Origin of the sequence: Ferrovum sp. PN-J185 (assembly GCF_001581925.1) — a bacterium.
Lineage (GTDB): Bacteria > Pseudomonadota > Gammaproteobacteria > Burkholderiales > Ferrovaceae > PN-J185.
This window is the reverse complement of sequence record NZ_LQZA01000001.1, coordinates 746,110-766,115: the sequence shown is the minus strand read 5'-3', so window position 1 is coordinate 766,115 and position 20,006 is coordinate 746,110. Positions and strand designations below refer to the sequence as shown.

Below are 20,006 nucleotides of genomic sequence, written 5' to 3'. Positions count from 1 at the left end.
ATGAATAAATATTCTAAAATTATTGGGGTAGGTAGTTACCTTCCTGAAACCATACTATCCAATTCAGATCTAGAAAAAAGAGTGGATACTAGCGATGAATGGATCAGAACCCGCACGGGAATTCAAAGTAGACATATTCACGGCTCTCATGAAACCACCAGTGATTTGGCATTTCATGCTGCAAAAAAAGCTCTGCAACATGCTGAGATATCAGCTAATGACATTGATCTGATCATTGTTGCAACCACAACACCAGATATGGTTTTTCCAAGTACTGCCTGTTTGCTACAACACAAACTTGGCGTAACCCAAGGTGCTGCATTTGATATTCAAGCAGTATGTACTGGTTTTGTTTATGCCATATCAATTGCAGATCAATTTATTAAAAACGGACAAGCAAAAAATGCATTAGTTGTTGGCGCTGAAACGTTTACTAATTTACTCAATTGGCAAGATAGAAATACCTGTGTTTTATTTGGTGATGGTGCTGGAGCAGTCGTATTATCTGGCAGCGCAGAACCAGGTATCTACTCAACTCATCTTCATTCTGATGGTAAATATGCGTCTATGTTATGCGTACCAGGACAAGTGATGAATGGGACTGCCATTGGCAATCCAACCGTAATAATGGATGGTGGTGCTGTTTTTAAATTTGCTGTAAAAGTTTTGGCTCAAGTTTCTCAAGAAGCATTACTCGCCAATAACATGACTATAGACCAGATTGACTGGCTAATACCTCATCAAGCCAATATAAGAATTATTGAGGCAACAGCTGAAAAATTGAAATTACCCATGTCAAAAGTGATTGTTACTGTTCCTCAGCATGGTAATACTTCAGCAGCATCAATTCCTCTAGCTTTGGACGAAGGTATTCGTACTGGAAAAGTTCAAAAGGGACAAACATGTTTATTAGTTGGCGTGGGTGGAGGGTTCACCTGGGGATCTGCGCTAATACGCTTATAGGAGTATCAAAATTATGAGTTTTGCGTTTGTATTTCCCGGTCAAGGTTCACAATCTATTGGAATGATGAATGGTTACAGTGACCTAACTGTTGCTAAAGATACCTTTGACGAAGCCAGCGATATACTAAAAAAAGATTTATGGAATTTAGTCACTAATGGTCCAGATGAATTACTAGCACAAACAGTTAATACACAACCTTTAATGCTTACCGCAGGGGTCGCAGCCTATCGTACATGGCTGGCTTTAGGCGGGACGAAACCCAAGGTAATTGCTGGACATAGCCTTGGCGAATTTACAGCTTTAGTAGTCGGTGAGGCCATCAGTTTTAAAGATGCTTTGACAGTAACACAAGTAAGGGCAGAAGCAATGCAGGATGCTGTACCAGCGGGTGTAGGTGGTATGGCCGCCATCTTAGGTGTGGACGATGCAGTTATCCATGAAATTTGCCTTTTAGCCAAAGAAGAAGAGGTATTAGAACCCGCTAACTTTAACTCACCGGGACAAGTAGTTATTGCTGGACACAAAAGTGCCATAGAACGTGCGGTTGTTATTGCCAAAGAAAAAGGAGCGAAAAGGGCTGTTATTCTTCCAATGAGCGTTCCTTCACATTGTTCTTTGCTCAAAGATGCAGCTGATAAACTGGCTGAAGCATTAGATGCAATTAGCCTTTCTGTCCCTATTATTCCATTAATACACAATGTCAATGCAAAACCAAGTAACAGTATCGATGAAATCAAGTATGCACTTAAAACACAGATGTATTCTCCCGTACGCTGGGTTGATTGTATAAAATCATTTATTCCTTACGGTATTTCAACCGTTTACGAATGTGGCCCCGGTAAAGTGTTAGCCCCTCTTGTGAAACGCATAGACGCTAACTTAACTGGAATAGCCTTTAATGACTACGCTGCGATGAAACAAACTCTAGATGGAGTAGAATAAATGACCCAAACACAACACATTGCCTTAATTACTGGTGCTAGTAGAGGTATAGGTCAAGCAATTATGCTGGCGTTAGCCAAACAAGGGGTTAGCGTAATTGGAACAGCCACACGTGAAACTGGTGCAGAACAAATCACCCAACTACTGAATGATAATGCATTACAAGGATGTGGAATGGTGCTTGATGTTAGAGATGATCAAGCGATTCTGAATATAGTAGAACAAATAAAAGAACGTTTCGGTCCAATAACGATTCTTGTTAACAACGCAGGTATAACCAAAGATATGTTATCTATGCGTATGCGTGATGAGGATTGGCAAGATGTGATTGATACCAATTTAACTGCCACCTTCAAGCTATCCAGAGCGGTTATGCGTGACATGATGAAAGCTCGCTTTGGTAGGATTATTAACATTGGCTCTGTTGTTGGAACCACTGGTAATCCAGGACAAGCTAATTATGCTGCTGCAAAGGCGGGTTTAATTGGTATGACTAAATCACTTGCGAGAGAGTTGGGAAGCAGAGGCATTACGGTCAATTGTGTTGCACCTGGATTTATTGATACTGACATGACCAAAGTATTAGATGAAACACAACAAAAGGCCCTGTTATCTGCTATTCCCCTCGGACGGCTTGGTAAACCTGAAGATATCGCCTATACAGTGGCTTTTTTAGCTTCTCATCAAGCAGATTACATAACCGGCGCAACAATCCACGTAAATGGTGGAATGGCCATGGATTAAATTGGCTGTGCTAGATTGAATATGTTCTGATAAAATAATGTTGTTTTTTGTTACACCCTAGAAAAAAAGGATAGAACCCATGTCAAATATTGAACAGCGAGTCAAAAAAATCGTTTCCGAACAATTGGGCGTCAAGGAGGAAGACATCCAAAATAGTTCTTCTTTTGTAGATGATTTAGGTGCTGACTCGCTTGATACCGTTGAACTCGTTATGGCTTTAGAAGAGGAATTTGAATGTGAAATTCCTGACGAAGAAGCAGAAAAAATCACTACTGTACAGCAGGCTATTGATTATGTTAATAGCCATTTAAAGGCGTAATAAAGTAGTTGATATTTATAATTCGGGCAGAGCATTCGTTCTGCCCGTTTGTATTGAGGAATAACCTAATATGACGCGTCGTCGAGTCGTTGTAACCGGTCTTGGAATCGTCTCCCCAGTTGGTAACACAGTTAGTGAGGCTTGGAGTAATTTAACTGCAGGTCGCTCTGGTATTAGAACTATCAGTAAATTTGATGCATCTCAAATGCCATGTCAAATTGCTGGAGAGGTGCATAATTTAGACGTTAACCAGTATCTTAATCCCAAAGAAGTGAGACGTATGGATACGTTTATTCACTTTGGTTTAATCGCTGCTATTCAAGCCATTCAAGATGCGGGTTTATCAGAACATCCAGACGATGCAGAAAGGCAAGGTGTATGTATTGGTTCAGGGATTGGCGGTTTACCCATGATTACTGAGACGCATAACGCCTACTTAGATGGTGGAGTAAGAAAAATTTCTCCATTCTTTATTCCCGGCAGCATTATAAATATGATTTCAGGTAACCTTTCTATTATGTATGGATTGAAGGGACCTAACTTATCATTAGTCACAGCATGTACGACAGGTAACCATAGTATTGGTGATGCTGCACGTATCATTGAGTATGGTGACGCCGATGTGATGATTGCTGGCGGTGCTGAATCTGCAATTAATGATTTAGGAATCGGTGGTTTTTGCGCAGCAAGAGCGCTCAGTACTCGAAATGATGAGCCCACAAAAGCAAGTCGCCCATGGGATAAGGACCGTGATGGTTTTATTATGGGTGAGGGGGCTGGTGTTCTCGTTTTAGAGGAATTAGAACATGCCAAAGCACGTGGTGCAAAAATATATTGTGAGTTAACGGGTTATGGCATGAGCGCAGATGCCCATCACATTACTGCACCACCTGAAGATGGAGATGGTGCCAGACGTAGTATGATCAATGCCATGAAAAATGCAAAGATCAATCCTGACCAAGTGGATTATATCAATGCCCATGGGACATCTACTCCGTTAGGCGATTTAGGTGAAACCACTGCCGTTAAACGTGCCTTTGGTGAACATGCTAACAAAGTAGCAATTAGTTCAACCAAAAGTATGACGGGGCACTTATTAGGTGCTGCAGGTGGTATCGAGGCAGTGTTCTCAGTATTGGCAATTCATCACAATGTTGTTCCTCCTACCATTAATTTAGATAATCCAAGTCCTGAGTGTGATCTAGACTATGTTCCTCATACTGCAAGAGAAATGACAGTTAATACTGTTTTATCTAATTCCTTTGGTTTTGGTGGCACAAACGGTACACTAATATTTCAACGATTTAAATAATTTACAATAAAACGATCATGACTAGACTACTACGTTTGATCGTTTTATTGACTCTTCCTTTATTTATTTGGCTTGGTCTCTTCTATCAATTTCCACTGTCTATTTCTTCTGATAATGCAATCTATGAACTCAAATCTGGCCAGAGTTTAAAAGGGATAGCTAAAGACTTAACCAAGAAAAAAATCATTTGGGAACCCTATACTTTTGTTTTTATAGGTAAATTACTCGGATTTCAAACGCGTATAAAAGCTGGAAGCTATGAGTTTAAAGAAGGAATTTCTGCATTTCAATTACTGACTAAAATTTCACGTGGAGATGCAATTGATTATGAGGTTAAGATTATTGATGGAATGAATTTCAATCAATTAAACTTAGAACTAGATCATAATCCGAATTTGTCTCATCAACTAGATCATCTAACGCTACCTGAAATAAAAAAACAGTTGAATCTAGAGGAGAACTCGCTAGAGGGGGTGTTTTATCCTGACACATACTTTTTTAATCGAGGAGATAGCGATTTAAAAATACTCAAACGAGCAAAAAATAATATGGACGCTCATCTTAATAAGTTATGGTTAACAAGATCCACAAATACAGCCCTTACTTCTCCTTATCAAGCTCTTATACTAGCCTCTCTTGTGGAAAAGGAGACGGCAAGTATAGCAGAACAGCCTAAAATTGCTGCCGTATTCCTAAATAGATTAAAAATTGGCATGAGATTACAGACCGACCCAACGGTAATTTTTGGTTTAGGAAGCCATTATTCAGGTAGACTACATCATCATGATCTGACGGTTGATAATCCTTATAATACGTATACACGTAATGGCTTACCACCCACTCCTATCGCTTATCCTAGTCTAACTGCGATAAATGCAGTATTACATCCAGAAAGTAATACAGATCTATATTTTGTCAGCAAAGGTGATGGCACGCATTATTTTTCTAAAACTCTTGCAGAACATAATCAAGCCGTCATACAGTATCAAATTCATAAATCTCACTAATTAGTTAATATGAGAAAAAAATCACGTTTTATTACTCTCGAAGGGATTGATGGTGCTGGCAAAAGTACACATATCAAAGAGATTTCTCAATGGATCACAAATCAAGGCATAGAAGTAGTCTGTACACGTGAGCCAGGAGGAACACCTTTTGGAGAAAAACTCAGAGAGATGGTACTGCATGAAAAAATGGATATCATGAGTGAAACGTTACTCATGTTTGCAGCACGTAATGAGCACATTAAAACTGTCATTGAACCCGCTTTAAATCAAGGTAAATGGGTACTAAGTGATCGCTTTACTGACGCTAGTTTTGCTTATCAAGGTGGCGGAAGAGGGGTCGCGAGGGAAACACTTAGAACATTAGCCGCTTGGGTTGAAGTAAGATCACCTGATTTAACCTTATTATTTGATATTGATCCTGCCTTAGCGCAACAACGAGTGGCTCAGTCAACGCCCCAACCAGATAGATTTGAACAGGAACAACGGCTTTTTTTTGACCGCGTACGAGACGCTTACTTAGAAAGAGCACAACAAAATCCAGATAGAATTGTAATAATTGATTCTGCTGCAAATTTAAGCGATTTAAAATCAACTGTTATCAATATACTCAATGAGCGACTAGTATAATGCTACCATGGCATAGCCATCACTTTACCCAGTTAATGAGTAAAAAAGATAATTTCCCCCAATCTTTACTCATTTATGGTCCTCAAGGTATTGGTAAGGTTAATTTTGCTCATACGCTTATTCAATTACTTTTATGTGACGCACCGCTATCAGATAATCTACCTTGCGGTTCTTGCCAATCATGTCATTGGTTGGCTCAAAAACAGCATCCTGACTTAATCACACTGAGCGTAGATAAAAGCAGTACTGAAGAAAGTGAAGAAAAAACACTCGAAGAAAAAAATAAAGAAAAAAAAACTCATTACATTACTATTGATGCAGTCCGAGAACTGAGTTCTTTTTTAACTATAGGAGCGCAACGCCAAGGTTATAAAATCATATTTATTGAACAAGCGGACGCTTTAAATATTAACGCTGCTAATGCACTCTTAAAAGCCTTAGAAGAGCCTCCAAACAATATGTTATTTATATTAGTGGCCAATGATATAAAAAAAATTCTTCCAACCATTTTAAGTCGTTGTCAAAAGCTGCAATTAAATCAGCCAAATGCTCAAGATGCATATGATTACTTACATATTCCACAACATGAAGCAGATTATCTTTTGTCTGTATATGGCACACCTTTATCATTAACAAGGGCTATTGATCAGGGTACAGAGGAATTACGAAAACCGTATCTAACTTTATTAAATAAAACGCAGGTAGAATTACTAGAATTATCTGAACTTGCTCAAAAAATCCCTATTGAGTATTGGCTCGATTGGACTCATAAGTGGTGTATTGATTTACTAGCACAGCATTTTACGCAAAAAAAATGGTTTCATAAGGATGCAGAGTTTAAAAGTAAACCCTTAGATAATTTAATTTTATTTGATTTGTTACATTGGGAACATCAATTAAAAAACGCTAAAAAATATCAGTTCCATCCCTTGGTAGCTAAGTTGTTTATTGAGGATCTACTGATACCTTGGTTACCGATTAATCGTTATCTTTATTAATTCTTTTATTGTTAACTATGTATATTGACTCACATTGTCATTTAAACTTTTCGGAGCTGTATAACAATATTCATCAAATACAGTCAGCTATGTTAGCGGCGCAAGTTAATTGTGCTTTATGTATTTCTGTTAATTTAGAAACTGTAAACGATGTATTAGCGGTGGCTGAGTTAAATGATAATTGGTATGCCACAGTTGGCGTTCATCCGGATTACGAGGATATAGAAGAACCTACTGTGGAACGTCTTACCGAGCTTGCCAAACATCCCAAAGTGATTGGTATGGGTGAAACAGGCCTTGATTATTTTCGTCTTCAAGGAGATTTAGAGTGGCAACGTGACCGCTTTAGAGTTCATATCAATGCTGCACGCCAATCCAATAAACCGTTAATCATCCACACAAGACAAGCTGCATCTGACACCCTAAGGATAATGAAGGAAGAAAAAGCGCGCGATGTTGGCGGTGTTATGCATTGTTTTACTGAATCACTAGATGTGGCTCATGCTGCCATTGATGAAAACTTTTATATATCCATTTCTGGAATAGTGACATTTAAAAACGCAAAAGAACTTAAAGAGACAGTAAAAGCTCTTCCTCTTGATCGTTTACTGATTGAAACGGACTCACCTTATTTAGCACCCACTCCCTATCGTGGGCAAACCAATCAACCCGCTTATGTTGTTAAAGTTGCCGAAGAAATTGCCTTATTAAAGGGTATAAGTACAGAAGAAGTAGCCCATCAAACATCCACAAACTTCCGGACTTTATTTAAATTAGGATAATTGGTACAATTTAGTTCGTACACGTACTAATAACCAACATAAGGATTTACTATGATCCAAAAATATACCAAAACAGCCATCAGCTTACATTGGCTTATTGCACTCTTGATATTATGTGCCTTTCCACTTGGTCTTTATATGTCAGACCTAGAATTGTCACCATTAAAACTTAAACTCTACGCTTACCATAAATGGATTGGTATAAGTGTGCTAGGGTTATTTATTATTCGATTAATTTGGCGTGTTACTCACCAACCACCAGAATTACCTAATCAATTTAAAGCTTGGGAAAAAAAGTTGTCACATATCGTACATGGACTTATTTATCTATTACTTCTATTGATTCCTTTAACAGGATGGTTACACAGCTCAGCAGCAGGTGTGTCTGTAGTGTATTTGAATCTTATTCACTTACCAGATTTAGTAACAAAAAATAAAGAACTATCAAACATACTTAAGGAACTTCATGAAACCCTTAATTGGATATTAGTATCTTTAGTGGCTTTACACGTCTTAGGTGCGCTCAAACATCAAATACAAGATCGCGTGAATATTTTATCTAGAATGAAATTTTAAGGATAAACAGAATCATGAAAAAATACAGACTATATTTAGTTATTATTGGTACAATCTTAAGTGTTTATTCAACTTATTCCTTTGCAGGAATTATCCCCAAACAAAGTAAATTACAATTTACAGTTAAAGAGGAAGGAGCACCTGTTCAGGGAGAATTCAAATCATTTAACGGTGATATTCATTTCGATGATAGTAATCCCAAATTAAGTCACGCTCGTCTTGTTGTCGCCTTAGCTAGTGTAGATTTTGCTTCAGAAGAAACTGAAGATGAAGCAAAGGGGAAAAATTGGTTTAATGTAGCAGCATTCCCTAATGCGGAATTCACTTCTTCTAATATTGTTAAAATTGACCAGCAACATTATCAAGTAGAAGGTGTTTTATCTATCAAAAACATTAAAAAAACCATTAAAATACCACTTGTGTTAACCCGTCAGGGAGCACAGTATGTTGCAGAAGGACAATTTGTTTTATCACGTGGTCTATTTCAAATTGGACAAGGAGTATGGGCTGATCCCGATACTGTGGCAGATGCAGTAACCGTTCAGTTTCACATGGTTTTTACTAACTAATAAGGTAATTATTGTTATGAGTAAGGTTTCATTTATTGGACTCGGTGTGATGGGTTATCCCATGGCTGGCCATTTATTACAGCAGGGTCATGAAGTAACTGTATACAACCGCTCCGCTAAACGTGCAGAAAACTGGCTTACACAATATCCTCAAGGAAAAATTGCACATACCCCTAAAGACGCTGCACGTCAGTCAGAATTTGTCATGATGTGTGTTGGTAACGATCAGGATATTAGAAGCGTTGTTTATGGGGAAGAGGGCATTCTTGCTGGGCTCCAGCCAGGATCAGTTTTAATTGACCATACAACAGCTTCGGCGGAAATCGCTCGTGAAATTAGTATAGTATGCAAAAAGCAACAGTCTGCCTTTATTGATGCGCCTGTATCAGGTGGACAAGTTGGTGCAGAAAAAGGCCAGCTCACAGTAATGTGTGGTGGTGAGCAAGCTGAATTTAATAGAGCTCAACCAGTAATGCAATGCTTTGCTAAAGCAGTCACCTTGATGGGAACAAACGGGATGGGACAATTAACCAAAATGGTTAACCAAATTTGTATCGCCGGTATTGTTCAGGGATTATCTGAAGCATTACATTTTTCTCAACAAGCAGGACTTGATGGTAACTTAGTTCTTGATGTTATTTCTAAAGGTGCAGCGCAATCTTGGCAAATGGAAAACCGTGGTAAAACCATGTTGCAAGATAAATTTGATTTTGGTTTTGCGGTTGATTGGATGCGTAAAGACTTAAACTTGGTTTTAGACGAAGCTCGAAAAAATGGTGCAACACTGCCTCTAACTGCATTGATAGACCAGTTTTACGCTGATGTGCAACAATTAGGTGGTGGAAGATGGGACACATCCAGTTTAATTAAACGTTTATCAGCTAACAAATAACAATTATTAAGGTGTGAAATTATGACGGTCTCTATTACACGACGAGATTTTTTTAAAGTCATCGCTCTAGCAACCGGTGGGTTTGCAGTTGGTTTAAACCGTAGCACTTTTGCAGATACTAAAACCGATATTTTCACACCTAATCCTTGGGTAAAAATCGAGCCTAATGGACTGGTTACGATTTTGATTGATAAGTCCGAAATGGGGCAAGGGGTTAACACGTCTTTACCTATGCTGTTAGCAGAAGAAATGGATGCTGATTGGACAAATATTAGAGTCGAATTTGCACCCGCTGATCCGATTTATGCACATCCATGGTTTCACACACAAGCTACTGGAGGATCCACATCGGTTAGGGCGATGTGGATGCCGTTGCGTCAAGCCGGTGCTGCAGCACGTGAAATGTTACGTCAAGCCGCAGCGAACAAATGGAAAGTGTCTATTGATTCTGTACATATCAGTAATGGTATTGTCCATTCAGGATTACATCGTACCAATTTTGGTGGTCTAGCTCATGAGGCCAGTCTTTTACCAGCGCCAACCAAAGTCATATTAAAAAAACCAGAGCAATTTAAATTAATAGGCCAATCCATTCCACGGGTAGATAATTTAGCTAAGTCTACTGGTAGAGCGCGCTTTGGTATGGATATTCAACTGCCGGGTATGTTAGTAGCAGCCATCATTAGAGGCCCTCATCCTGGTGCCAAAGTTAAGACTTTTAACGCTGAAAAAGCAAAAAAAATTAATGGCGTACACTATGTTCTAAAAGTTAACTCCCCAACTTGTGAGGGTGTTGCGGTTCTTGCTGATAATACGTGGATTGCAATGCAAGCACGTAAGAGCGTTGAAGTTGAGTGGGATAATCCTGTTGATACAGCACTTAATTCGGCCGATCTATTGGATAAAATGAAACATCTGATAGCCACACCTGCTTTAGCCAAAACAGCAGTTAATAAGTCCAGCGCTTCCGCCACCACTCATGCAAGTACTATTCAATCCACCTATTTTGCTCCCTTTCTAGCCCATGCTCCAATGGAACCACTTAATTGCACTGCCTGGGTACAGCATGATCAGGTTGAAGTATGGGTTGGGACGCAAGCACAGGGACCTAATCAACAAATGATTAGTGAATTAACTGGTATACCAACTAAAAAAGTAAATATCTATACACAATATTTAGGTGGTGGATTTGGACGACGCTTTGCTCCTGATTTTGTAATGGAAGCGGTACAGCTTTCAAAACAAATTTTAACCCCTGTTAAAGTGGTCTATGATCGAACTGATGATTTAACTCAATACTATTATCGTCCTACAGCCTTATGTCAGCTGCAAGGAAGTATTGATAACAATGGCATGATTTCAGAAATAAAAGCAATCACTGCAACCGATTCTATTGCCGAGGGAACTGGCTTTGAAAAAGCATTAATTAAAGAGGGAGTTGATCAAACCTCTGTTGAAGGCTTGCATGATATTCCATACCTCATTCCTAATTTCAATGTAAAGTGGGCAGATTTGCATTCAGGTGTCAGAACCTGGTTTTGGCGCTCGGTAGGTCATTCACAAAATTCATTTTTCAGTGAATGTTTTATAGATGAACTTGCCTATCAAGCAAAAACTGACCCACTTGAATTTCGTCTTAAACATTTAAAACATACTCCCAAACATTACGCTGTACTAAAGCTATTACAAGATAAATCAAACTGGAGCAGCACTCTTGCTACAGGTCATGCTCGTGGCGTTGCAATTGTCGAGTCTTTTGGTAGTGTGGTAGCACAAATGGTCGAATTATCGCTTGTTGACAACAAACCCAAATTACATAAAGTTGTTATTGCTGCAGATGTGGGTACTGTTGTAAATCCAGACAATGTTAAAGCACAACTTGAAGGGGCAATGATTTTTGGACTTTCTGCAGCATTGTATGGTGAGGTAACTTTCCAAAACGGTCATCCTCAAGTCATCAATTTCAATAACTATCCAGTTGCAAGAATGGATGAAGTGCCACCTGTTGAGGTATTTTTAATTGACACCCAAGATAATCCAGGTGGAGTAGGTGAACCTGGTACCCCACCGATTGCTCCTGCCTTGTGCAATGCTCTGTATGTGCTTACAAAACAACGTATTTATCAACTTCCTGTAATCAAGGTCTGATATAGCCCATGAGAAAGACCATACTTGATTTATATTCCATGGCCAGTAAAGGCGAAAAAATTGCCATGTTAACTTGCTATGATTCAAGTTTTGCACGAGTCCTAGAACAGCAAGGTATAGATGCTATTTTAATTGGTGATTCCTTAGGTATGGTTGTACAAGGACACGACTCACCCGTGCCTGTTACACTTGATGATATTGTTTATCATACTCAATGTGTCTGTCGTGGCTCAAAAAATGCCTTTATTTTGTCTGATATGCCATTTGGGAGCTCGCAAGTTTCTCCACAAGAGACATTTAAAAATGCAGTAAAATTGATACAAGCAGGCGCACAAATGGTAAAAATTGAAGGCGGTATGGAAATGTGTGATACCGTTCAATTTTTAGTAAAACGTGGTATTCCTGTTTGCGCCCATATTGGCCTCACGCCACAATCTGTAAACCAAGTTGGTGGCTTTAAAGTTCAAGGCCGCGCCGAGAAAGAAGCTCAATATATCCTTCACTCTGCAAAGTTACTAGAAGAAGCGGGGGCGTCACTTTTACTTATTGAAGCTGTTCCATACTCTTTAGCCAATCAATTATGTGAACACGTGTCAATTCCCACGATTGGTATTGGCGCAAGTCCACAATGTAGTGGACAGGTTTTAGTTATTTATGACATGCTGGGGCTTGGTGCTTATATTCCACCACGTTTTGTAAAAGCCTTCATCAAAGAAACAGGCTCGATTGAAGAGGCGGTAAAACTATATGTTAATGAAGTAAAATCTTCCCAATTTCCTGCTCTCGAGCATTGTTATAACTAATATGCCTAATCGCTTTATTCTCATATTTATGGCTCTTTTATTATGGAACCATACAGTTTCAGCTAACGAAATTCTGAATATCAATTTGTCACAAGCAATGCAAATGGCTGTAGAAAATCATTCACAAAGTCAGATTGCACAGGCCATGATTGATGAATCACTCGCCAATCAACAATTACAACGTTCTAGTCTATTGCCTAATTTGTCTTTGTCAGCATATCAACTAAGACAAAATGTTAACTTAAGAGCCCAAGGATTTAGCCTACCAGGCTTTCCAGTGTTAATTGGCCCTTTTAATAGTTTTGCAAGTAGTGTGGAGTTATCACAAAAAATATTTGATTTATCATTGTGGAATGATCTTAAGGCGTCTCAATGGTTTACCAAACAAACAGAACTTAAAGCTGAAGCTACCTTTCAACAGATAGCGGCAAATGCGGCCTTTGCATACATTAATTTATTAAGAGCTAAAGAAGAATTAAAAACAGCCCAAGCCAATTTACATTTAGCTCAAGAATTAGAACAGTTAACACGCGATCAGAAAAGACAAGGTATTAGTACAGGTGTTGATGTAGTACGTGCTCAAACACAGACCACACAATATCAATATAATTTAAGAGCGTCACAATCCCTCGTCGATGACAGCCAAACTAAACTTAAACGAGCTTTGGGAATTGCATTAGAGACTAACTTAAACTTAACTGATACCTTATCAGTTACGACTATTCCTATCCCTGGCCTTGAGCGTGCTATTAACGATGCTGAGGTATCAAGACCAGAAATATTAGCTAATGAGGCATTAATAAGCGCCCGTGCTAGTTCATTACAGGCAAGAAAAGATGCCTATCTTCCCTCTATTGGCGTTCAAGGTGCGATTGGACCTTCGGGGGTAACGCCTGTCATTAATGATTACCATGTTTATAGTATTGGCGTTTATTTATCAATGCCCTTATGGAATGGTGGCGCAACCCAAGCTGAAGAAAACATCGCTTTTAGTCAACTACATCAAGCGAAATTACAATTGGTTGATACCAAAGCACAAGTTGATGAGGATGTCAGAGTGTCTTTCAACGCATTACAAACCACTATTGACGAGGTACACCATGCCCAAAAAAATCTTGAGTTAGCGACAACACTAATGAATCAAGCCAGTGATCGATATAAAAATGGGGTAGCAGATAATTTAGAAGTAGTCGATGCTCAAACCACCCTAGCTCAAGCTAGAACGCAGTTTAATAACGCTATAGCCAGTCAACATATTGCCTGGATAAATTTTGATCTCGCGCGCGGTAAAATTAAATATTCGGATAATAATAAAGGAATCATCAAACATGAGTGATTCAACTAATAGTGATAAGACAACTGCCATTCCTTTATTTAAACAAGCACAATTTAAACGGCTTGTTCTAATACTATCGTTGTCTATTTTTATTATTTTGTTTATCGCTTGGATATATAACCACAATCGTGAATCTACTGATGATGCCTTTATTGAAGCTAATGTTGTACAGATCTCACCCCATATTAACGGTTATGTTTTACAAGTCAAAGTAAATGATAATCAATGGGTAAAACAAGGTGATCTGTTAGCAGAAATTGATCCCCGAGACTTTCAAGTACAAGTTGATCAAGCCAAAGCAAATTTGGATGCCGCTATCGCTCGCCACGGTGCATCAGTTCATGATGTAACACTAACTGAAGAGACAACTGCAGCTATTATTAGCCAAGCAAAAAATAACTATCTCTCGGCAAAAGCCCTTGCACAACAGGCTCAATCTCTTGTTACTGCTGCTGAAGCTCAGTCAAAACTGGCTGCGGCTGATTTAATCCGTTATCAAGCACTTTTTGATAAAGATGAGATTTCACGACAACGTCTAGATCAAGTAACCGCAAATAAAATTGCCGCTTCTGCGAATCTTGAGGCGCAAAAAAGAGCTTATCTATCAGCTAAAGCCGCTGTTGAAGTGGCTTTGGCTAAATTAAACGAAGCTCAAACTGCACCAAAACAAGTGGCAGTCAAGAAAGATCAGGCTAAAGGAGGGCAGGCGACTGTTGAAGAGGCGCAAGCTAATTTAAAAGCAGCAGAGCTTAATCTATCTTATACCAAGTTAATTGCTCCAGTTTCTGGGCATATTGTCAGGAAAAATTTATCGATTGGCCAATTGGTTGCACCAGGCACCGCCTTACTGGGAATTGTGTATGATGCACCGTGGGTAATCGCTAATTTCAAAGAAACACAACTGACCAAAATGCATCCAGGTGAGAAAGTACTCATTAAAGTTGATGCCTTTCCATCTCATGAATTTCATGGTCATATTGATAGTATTCAAAATGGTACTGGATCACGATTTAGTCTTTTACCACCAGAGAATGCCACTGGAAACTACGTCAAAATAGTACAACGTGTACCAGTAAAAATTGTTTTCGACGAGCCTATTAATTCCTTGAGTCATCTCGCTCCTGGTATGTCTGTGACGCCTACCGTATATCTCGATGACAACACTCGTCTCTAAAGATAGCAACCAATCCAATACCATTAATCCCTGGTTAGTGGCAGTAACAGTTGCTCTCACTACATTCATGGAGGTACTTGATATTTCTATTGCTAATGTGTCGTTAAGACATATTGCTGGAGATCTTGCAGCAGGACAGGATGAATCTACCTGGATCCTAACTTCTTATCTTGTATCAAATGCCATTATTCTTCCTATGAGTGGTTGGTTATCTAATCTAATGGGTAGAAGACGATTTTATTTAATTTGTGTTGCTTTATTTACCGTCAGTTCACTGTTATGTGGAATTGCGCCAAACTTATTTGCACTCATATTTTTTAGAACTCTACAAGGTATTGGTGGCGGTGGACTACAGCCTTCATCACAGGCCATCTTATCTGATACTTTCCCACCTCATCAACGTGGAATGGCTTTTGCAGTTTACGGGATCACAACAGTTATGGCTCCTGCTATAGGACCCACGGTGGGAGGTTGGATTACCGACACCTTTACATGGCGTTGGATCTTTTTAATTAATGTACCCATTGGCATTATTTCCTTTTATCTTACTCAACTATGGGTTCACGATCCGCCACATTTTAATGAAAGACGAAAAGCATTATTAGCAAGTACATTTAAGATTGATTCAATTGGCTTTGTTTTAATGGCGCTTGGTTTTGGTTGTCTTCAAATTGTCTTAGATAAAGGTGAGCAAGATGATTGGTTCGGATCAAACTTCATTATTTTATTAACGTCAATTTCAGTTGTAACCTTGCTCATTTTGCCCTTTTGGGAATTACGCCAAAAAAATCCAATGATGGATTTTACGTTACTTATGGAAAGAAACTTTTTAATCAGTAATATTTTGATTTTTATGCTGGGATTTGTATTGTTTTCCAGTACATTATTGCTACCTCTTTTTGTGCAAATATTAATGGGCTATTCAGCCACTGATGCGGGGATGTTATTGTCGCCAGGTGGTTTTGCCGTATTATTATTCATGCCACTTATTGGCTATTTGATAAACAAAACTGATGTTAGAAAACTCATTTTAATTGGTTTGGTATTAAATATATTTTCATTAGTCATGTTTTCTCGCTTAGATATGCAAACAGATTACGCTACCATGGCTCTGCTGAGAATCGTTCAGGGAATTGGCTTGGGTTTTTTATTTGTACCAATAAACACCGCCGCATTTGCAGAAATCCCTCTTGTTAAGAGCAGTAGTGCTTCAGCTATGATTAATTTATCAAGAAATCTGGGAGGAAGTTTTGGGATAGCCTTAGTTCAAACTTGGCTGACTGAAGGCAGTCAAGTACATTTAAATTATCTCGTAGGGCACCTTGATCCTTATCATCATTTGTATGAATCACAAGTTACTCATTTACAATCACTCATTCAACAATATGGGTTAATGTCTTTTAATTTAAACCAAACTGCAAATGCGATTGTATTTAATTTAGCCTACCAACAAGCGCAGTTATTGGCTTTTTTAGATAACTTTAAACGCTTGGCAATACTGTTTATGTTAATGATACCTGCGGTTTTTTTATTAAGAAAAAGAGACCACTCTAAGAAGTAAAACTAATTCCAGGTAGTGTTAATTGTTTAACAGCTTGTTTTATCACTTCCAACACGGCCTCTCTTGGATAACCCTTTCTAAAAGCCAAACCTACCTCACGATTCGGTACGGGAGCATTAAATTGTACAATTCGTATTAAGTCAGTCTGATAGAGTTCACGATTTGCTGAGCTTGGTAAAACACTAATTCCTAATCCTGAGGCAACCATATTTCTGATGGTTTCAAGACTGTTACCTTGCTGGATATGCGCACCATGGCCAGTTAAATCTGGACATAATTTGAGGATTTTAGCGCTAAAGCAGTGTATTGAGGATAATAAAAGTACTTTTTCTTGCGCTAGTTCTACAGGATCAATATGAGTACGTTGTGCCCATGGATGGTTTTTAGGCACAATTACATCAAATGTTTCTTGATATAAAGGGATTGTGTCAATTCCTGGCATATCAAAGGGCAGAGCAACAATGGCAACATCAATACTGCCTTGCTTTAACCAATCGGCCATTTTGTCTGTAGTGTTTTCCTCAACACTAATTGGCATTAGAGGAGCTAACTGATGTAAGGGACTAATTAAATCAGGTATTAGATAAGGACCAATTGTATATATAACGCCAAGTTTTACCTGACCAACTAAAGGGTCTTGGGATTGTTTAGATAATAGCTTTAATTTATCAATTTCCTCAAGTATTGTTACTGCTTGGGCAATAATCGTTATCCCAATCGCTGTTAACGTGACCTGACTTTTACTTCTTTCAAATAGCTTTACTCCCAACTCTTCTTCTAATTTCTGAATGGCAGTGGACAGGGCAGGTTGACTGACAAAACATTTTTCTGCTGCTTTTCTAAAGTTTCTTTCTTGAGCAACTGCCACAGAAAATCGTAACTCATTGATATTCATTAGTTTTAAACCTGAATTTATGGCTGATAAATTTTAACTATCAGAAAAATAGGAACAATCAATTAGATTTATTTTACATCCATGAGTAAAGTAAACACAACACCTACTGAATAACTTGTTAACTAACTAGGAGATTATTATGTTTGTATCCCATGAAGGAAAAAAAGTACCCTCAGTCACCTTTCCAATACGTGTTGGCAATGAGTGGAAACAAATTCAATCAGATGAAATTTTTAACCATCGCACAGTGGTTGTATTTTCTTTACCAGGCGCCTTTACCCCTACTTGCTCTTCCACCCATTTACCTCGTTATAACGAATTGGCTAGCGCATTTTTTAAGGAAGGGGTAGATGAAATTGTCTGTATTTCTGTTAATGACACTTTTGTTATGAATGAGTGGGCAAAAGATCAAGAAGCAGAACATATTACTATGATTCCTGACGGAAATGGGACATTCACGTCTGCAATGAATATGTTAGTAGATAAAAGTACCATTGGATTTGGAATGCGATCATGGCGTTACTCGATGTTAGTAAAAAACGGTGTGGTGGTAAAACAATTTATAGAACCCGATAAAGAAGGGGATCCTTTTGAAGTGTCAGATGCTGATACCATGTTGAACTACATAAATCCACAAGCTAAAAAACCTGATCAAGTCGCTATATTAACTCGTGAAGGGTGTCCACATTGCATTAAAGCAAAGGCGATCTTAAAAGAACAAGGATATAACTACGCGGAAATAGTGTTACCAGTTGCAATACGATCAAAAACCATCGGTGCTATTACTCAGCGAGGTACAGTCCCTCAAGTATTTATAAATGGGTTACATATTGGCGGTGCGGATGAATTAGAAAATTGGGTTAAATCAAATCCTAGTCACGCTCAATAAGTTAATACTACTGGAGTAAATCATGAGAAAAATCACTACTGATAACGTTATTATTGGTGCAGGAACGGCAGGTCTTGCTGCCTATCGTGCTATTAAATCAGCAAACCAAGAGGCCATATTGATTGAAGGCGGGTCATATGGTACTACCTGCGCGAGAGTAGGGTGTATGCCAAGCAAGCTGTTAATCGCCGCAGCTGAAGCGCATCATACACAGAGTCGTTTTTCTCAATTTGGTATCGAAATCAACGTACCTACCACTGTAAATGGGAAAAAAGTGATGGCAAGGGTAACAACTGAACGTGATCGATTTGTAGGGTTTGTATTAGAAGGAGTCGACGCAATCCCGAAGGAAGATAAAATTGTAGGTTACGCTCGCTTTATCCATCCTCATCAATTAATGGTTGACGATCACACAGAGATTACGTTTAACAAAGCAATTATTGCAACGGGTTCGTCACCTGTAATTCCACCTTTTTTACAAGAACTGGGTGAGCGCGTCATTGTTAATGATGATATTTTTTCATGGCAAGATTTACCCCGGTCAGTGGCTGTGTTTGGTCCTGGTGTTATCGGTTTGGAATTAGGTCAGGCTTTACACCGTTTAAATGTAAATGTCTCTCTTTTTGGACGCGACAATCATATTGGACCGATTAGTGATCCAGTCGTTAAAAATGAAGCGCTTACTATTTTTAAAGACGAAATGAACTATATACCAGATGCACAAGATATAAAGGTTGTACGACATGCTGATAAAGTACACATTTATTTCACTACATCAGACAATACTCAACAAAAAATAATTACAGTTGATTATGTGGTTGCCGCCACAGGTAGAACACCTAATGTCAGTCAACTTAATTTACCAGCACTTAATATAGAACTTGATCAACGAGGAGTACCTCTTTTTGACCGTCACACCATGCAATGCGGTAATAGTCATATTTTTATTGCAGGGGATGCTAATCATAACGTTCCACTTTTGCATGAAGCTGCTGATGAAGGAAAAATTGCTGGAGAGAATGCTATATCGTATCCCAATATTGAAAAAAAATTGCGTCGTAGCGCAATTGGTGTGGTATTTTCAGATCCACAAATTGCAATAATTGGACAACGCTTCGCTGATATCAAAAGGGACCAGATAGTTATTGGTGAAGTTAATTTTGGCAATCAGGGTCGCAGTAGGGTAATGCTAAAAAACAAAGGAATTTTGCGCGTGTATGCCGATAAGTTAACTGGTAGATTATTGGGTGCTGAAATGATTGGACCTGATGCTGAGCACTTAGCTCACCTCTTATCCTGGGTACATCAATTGAATTTGAGTGTTAATGAAATATTGGCTTTACCTTTTTATCATCCAGTCATTGAGGAAGGTTTACGCACTGCATTACGTGACGCCCAAGAGAAAATTAATACCCTATCACATTCGCAAATTGCAGCTTAACTTTAATAATCCTCCTCTTGTGGTGAG

General features: G+C 38.7%; 20 protein-coding genes. 19 read left to right on the top strand and 1 reads right to left on the bottom strand.

Annotation, left to right across the window (positions count from 1 at the left end; translation table 11 throughout):
• The 17 genes from FV185_RS03700 (at window position 1) to FV185_RS03620 (ending at window position 16,754) form a co-directional block, all read left to right on the top strand.
• On the top strand, window positions 1-963 hold the full coding sequence (locus FV185_RS03700) for a beta-ketoacyl-ACP synthase III (RefSeq protein ID WP_067493656.1): 963 nt from the start codon (window positions 1-3) through the stop codon (window positions 961-963).
• A gap of 13 nt (window positions 964-976) precedes the next feature.
• Window positions 977-1,906: an ACP S-malonyltransferase gene (gene fabD / locus FV185_RS09650; RefSeq protein ID WP_067493654.1), complete on the top strand. Its 930-nt coding sequence runs from the start codon at window positions 977-979 to the stop codon at window positions 1,904-1,906.
• Window positions 1,907-2,650, top strand: coding sequence for a 3-oxoacyl-ACP reductase FabG (fabG, locus tag FV185_RS09645; RefSeq protein ID WP_067493651.1), 744 nt, complete (start codon window positions 1,907-1,909; stop codon window positions 2,648-2,650).
• A 79-nt stretch (window positions 2,651-2,729) separates the two neighbouring features.
• Window positions 2,730-2,969, top strand: coding sequence for an acyl carrier protein (acpP, locus tag FV185_RS03685; RefSeq protein WP_067493650.1), 240 nt, complete (start codon window positions 2,730-2,732; stop codon window positions 2,967-2,969).
• 70 nt (window positions 2,970-3,039) lie between these two features.
• On the top strand, window positions 3,040-4,281 hold the full coding sequence (fabF, locus tag FV185_RS03680) for a beta-ketoacyl-ACP synthase II (RefSeq protein ID WP_067493648.1): 1,242 nt from the start codon (window positions 3,040-3,042) through the stop codon (window positions 4,279-4,281).
• Window positions 4,282-4,298: 17 nt separating this feature from the next.
• On the top strand, window positions 4,299-5,288 hold the full coding sequence (gene mltG, locus FV185_RS03675; protein WP_067493646.1) for an endolytic transglycosylase MltG: 990 nt from the start codon (window positions 4,299-4,301) through the stop codon (window positions 5,286-5,288).
• Window positions 5,289-5,297: 9 nt separating this feature from the next.
• Complete coding sequence (gene tmk, locus FV185_RS03670; protein ID WP_067493644.1) at window positions 5,298-5,915, top strand: dTMP kinase; 618 nt, start codon at window positions 5,298-5,300, stop codon at window positions 5,913-5,915.
• A complete protein-coding gene (locus tag FV185_RS03665) occupies window positions 5,915-6,913 on the top strand; it encodes an AAA family ATPase (protein ID WP_067493642.1) in 999 nt (332 codons plus the stop codon). The genes tmk and FV185_RS03665 overlap by 1 nt, the downstream gene beginning before the upstream one ends.
• A 17-nt stretch (window positions 6,914-6,930) precedes the next feature.
• A complete protein-coding gene (locus FV185_RS03660) occupies window positions 6,931-7,695 on the top strand; it encodes a TatD family hydrolase (RefSeq protein ID WP_067493639.1) in 765 nt (254 codons plus the stop codon).
• 51 nt (window positions 7,696-7,746) lie between these two features.
• Window positions 7,747-8,271, top strand: coding sequence for a cytochrome b (locus FV185_RS03655; RefSeq protein ID WP_067493637.1), 525 nt, complete (start codon window positions 7,747-7,749; stop codon window positions 8,269-8,271).
• 14 nt (window positions 8,272-8,285) lie between these two features.
• Window positions 8,286-8,840 carry a YceI family protein gene (locus FV185_RS03650; protein ID WP_067493634.1) on the top strand — a complete coding sequence of 185 codons (555 nt, stop codon included), beginning with the start codon at window positions 8,286-8,288 and terminating at the stop codon, window positions 8,838-8,840.
• Window positions 8,841-8,856: 16 nt separating this feature from the next.
• Complete coding sequence (locus FV185_RS03645; RefSeq protein WP_067493632.1) at window positions 8,857-9,732, top strand: NAD(P)-dependent oxidoreductase; 876 nt, start codon at window positions 8,857-8,859, stop codon at window positions 9,730-9,732.
• Window positions 9,733-9,753: 21 nt separating this feature from the next.
• A complete protein-coding gene (locus FV185_RS03640; RefSeq protein WP_067493630.1) occupies window positions 9,754-11,880 on the top strand; it encodes a xanthine dehydrogenase family protein molybdopterin-binding subunit in 2,127 nt (708 codons plus the stop codon).
• 8 nt (window positions 11,881-11,888) lie between these two features.
• A complete protein-coding gene (gene panB, locus FV185_RS03635) occupies window positions 11,889-12,683 on the top strand; it encodes a 3-methyl-2-oxobutanoate hydroxymethyltransferase (RefSeq protein WP_067493628.1) in 795 nt (264 codons plus the stop codon).
• 1 nt (window position 12,684) lies between these two features.
• The gene (locus FV185_RS03630; RefSeq protein WP_067493626.1) at window positions 12,685-14,019 is read left to right on the top strand and encodes a TolC family protein; all 1,335 of its coding nucleotides are present in this window, start codon (window positions 12,685-12,687) and stop codon (window positions 14,017-14,019) included.
• Window positions 14,012-15,193 (top strand): HlyD family secretion protein, encoded by a 1,182-nt coding sequence (locus FV185_RS03625; RefSeq protein WP_067493624.1) that lies wholly within the window; start codon window positions 14,012-14,014, stop codon window positions 15,191-15,193. The genes FV185_RS03630 and FV185_RS03625 overlap by 8 nt, the downstream gene beginning before the upstream one ends.
• The gene (locus FV185_RS03620) at window positions 15,174-16,754 is read left to right on the top strand and encodes a DHA2 family efflux MFS transporter permease subunit (protein WP_067493622.1); all 1,581 of its coding nucleotides are present in this window, start codon (window positions 15,174-15,176) and stop codon (window positions 16,752-16,754) included. The genes FV185_RS03625 and FV185_RS03620 overlap by 20 nt, the downstream gene beginning before the upstream one ends.
• On the opposite strand, the gene FV185_RS03615 is transcribed toward FV185_RS03620, so the two are convergent.
• Window positions 16,744-17,649 carry a LysR substrate-binding domain-containing protein gene (locus tag FV185_RS03615; protein WP_067493620.1) on the bottom strand — a complete coding sequence of 302 codons (906 nt, stop codon included), beginning with the start codon at window positions 17,647-17,649 and terminating at the stop codon, window positions 16,744-16,746. The two genes, FV185_RS03620 and FV185_RS03615, sit on opposite strands and share 11 nt — an antisense overlap.
• 139 nt (window positions 17,650-17,788) lie before the next feature.
• On the opposite strand from FV185_RS03615, the gene FV185_RS03610 reads away from it, so the two are divergent.
• Window positions 17,789-18,538 carry a glutathione peroxidase gene (locus FV185_RS03610; RefSeq protein WP_067493619.1) on the top strand — a complete coding sequence of 250 codons (750 nt, stop codon included), beginning with the start codon at window positions 17,789-17,791 and terminating at the stop codon, window positions 18,536-18,538.
• A 22-nt stretch (window positions 18,539-18,560) separates the two neighbouring features.
• Window positions 18,561-19,979, top strand: coding sequence for a dihydrolipoyl dehydrogenase (locus FV185_RS03605; protein WP_067493616.1), 1,419 nt, complete (start codon window positions 18,561-18,563; stop codon window positions 19,977-19,979).
• Window positions 19,980-20,006 lie beyond the last annotated feature (27 nt).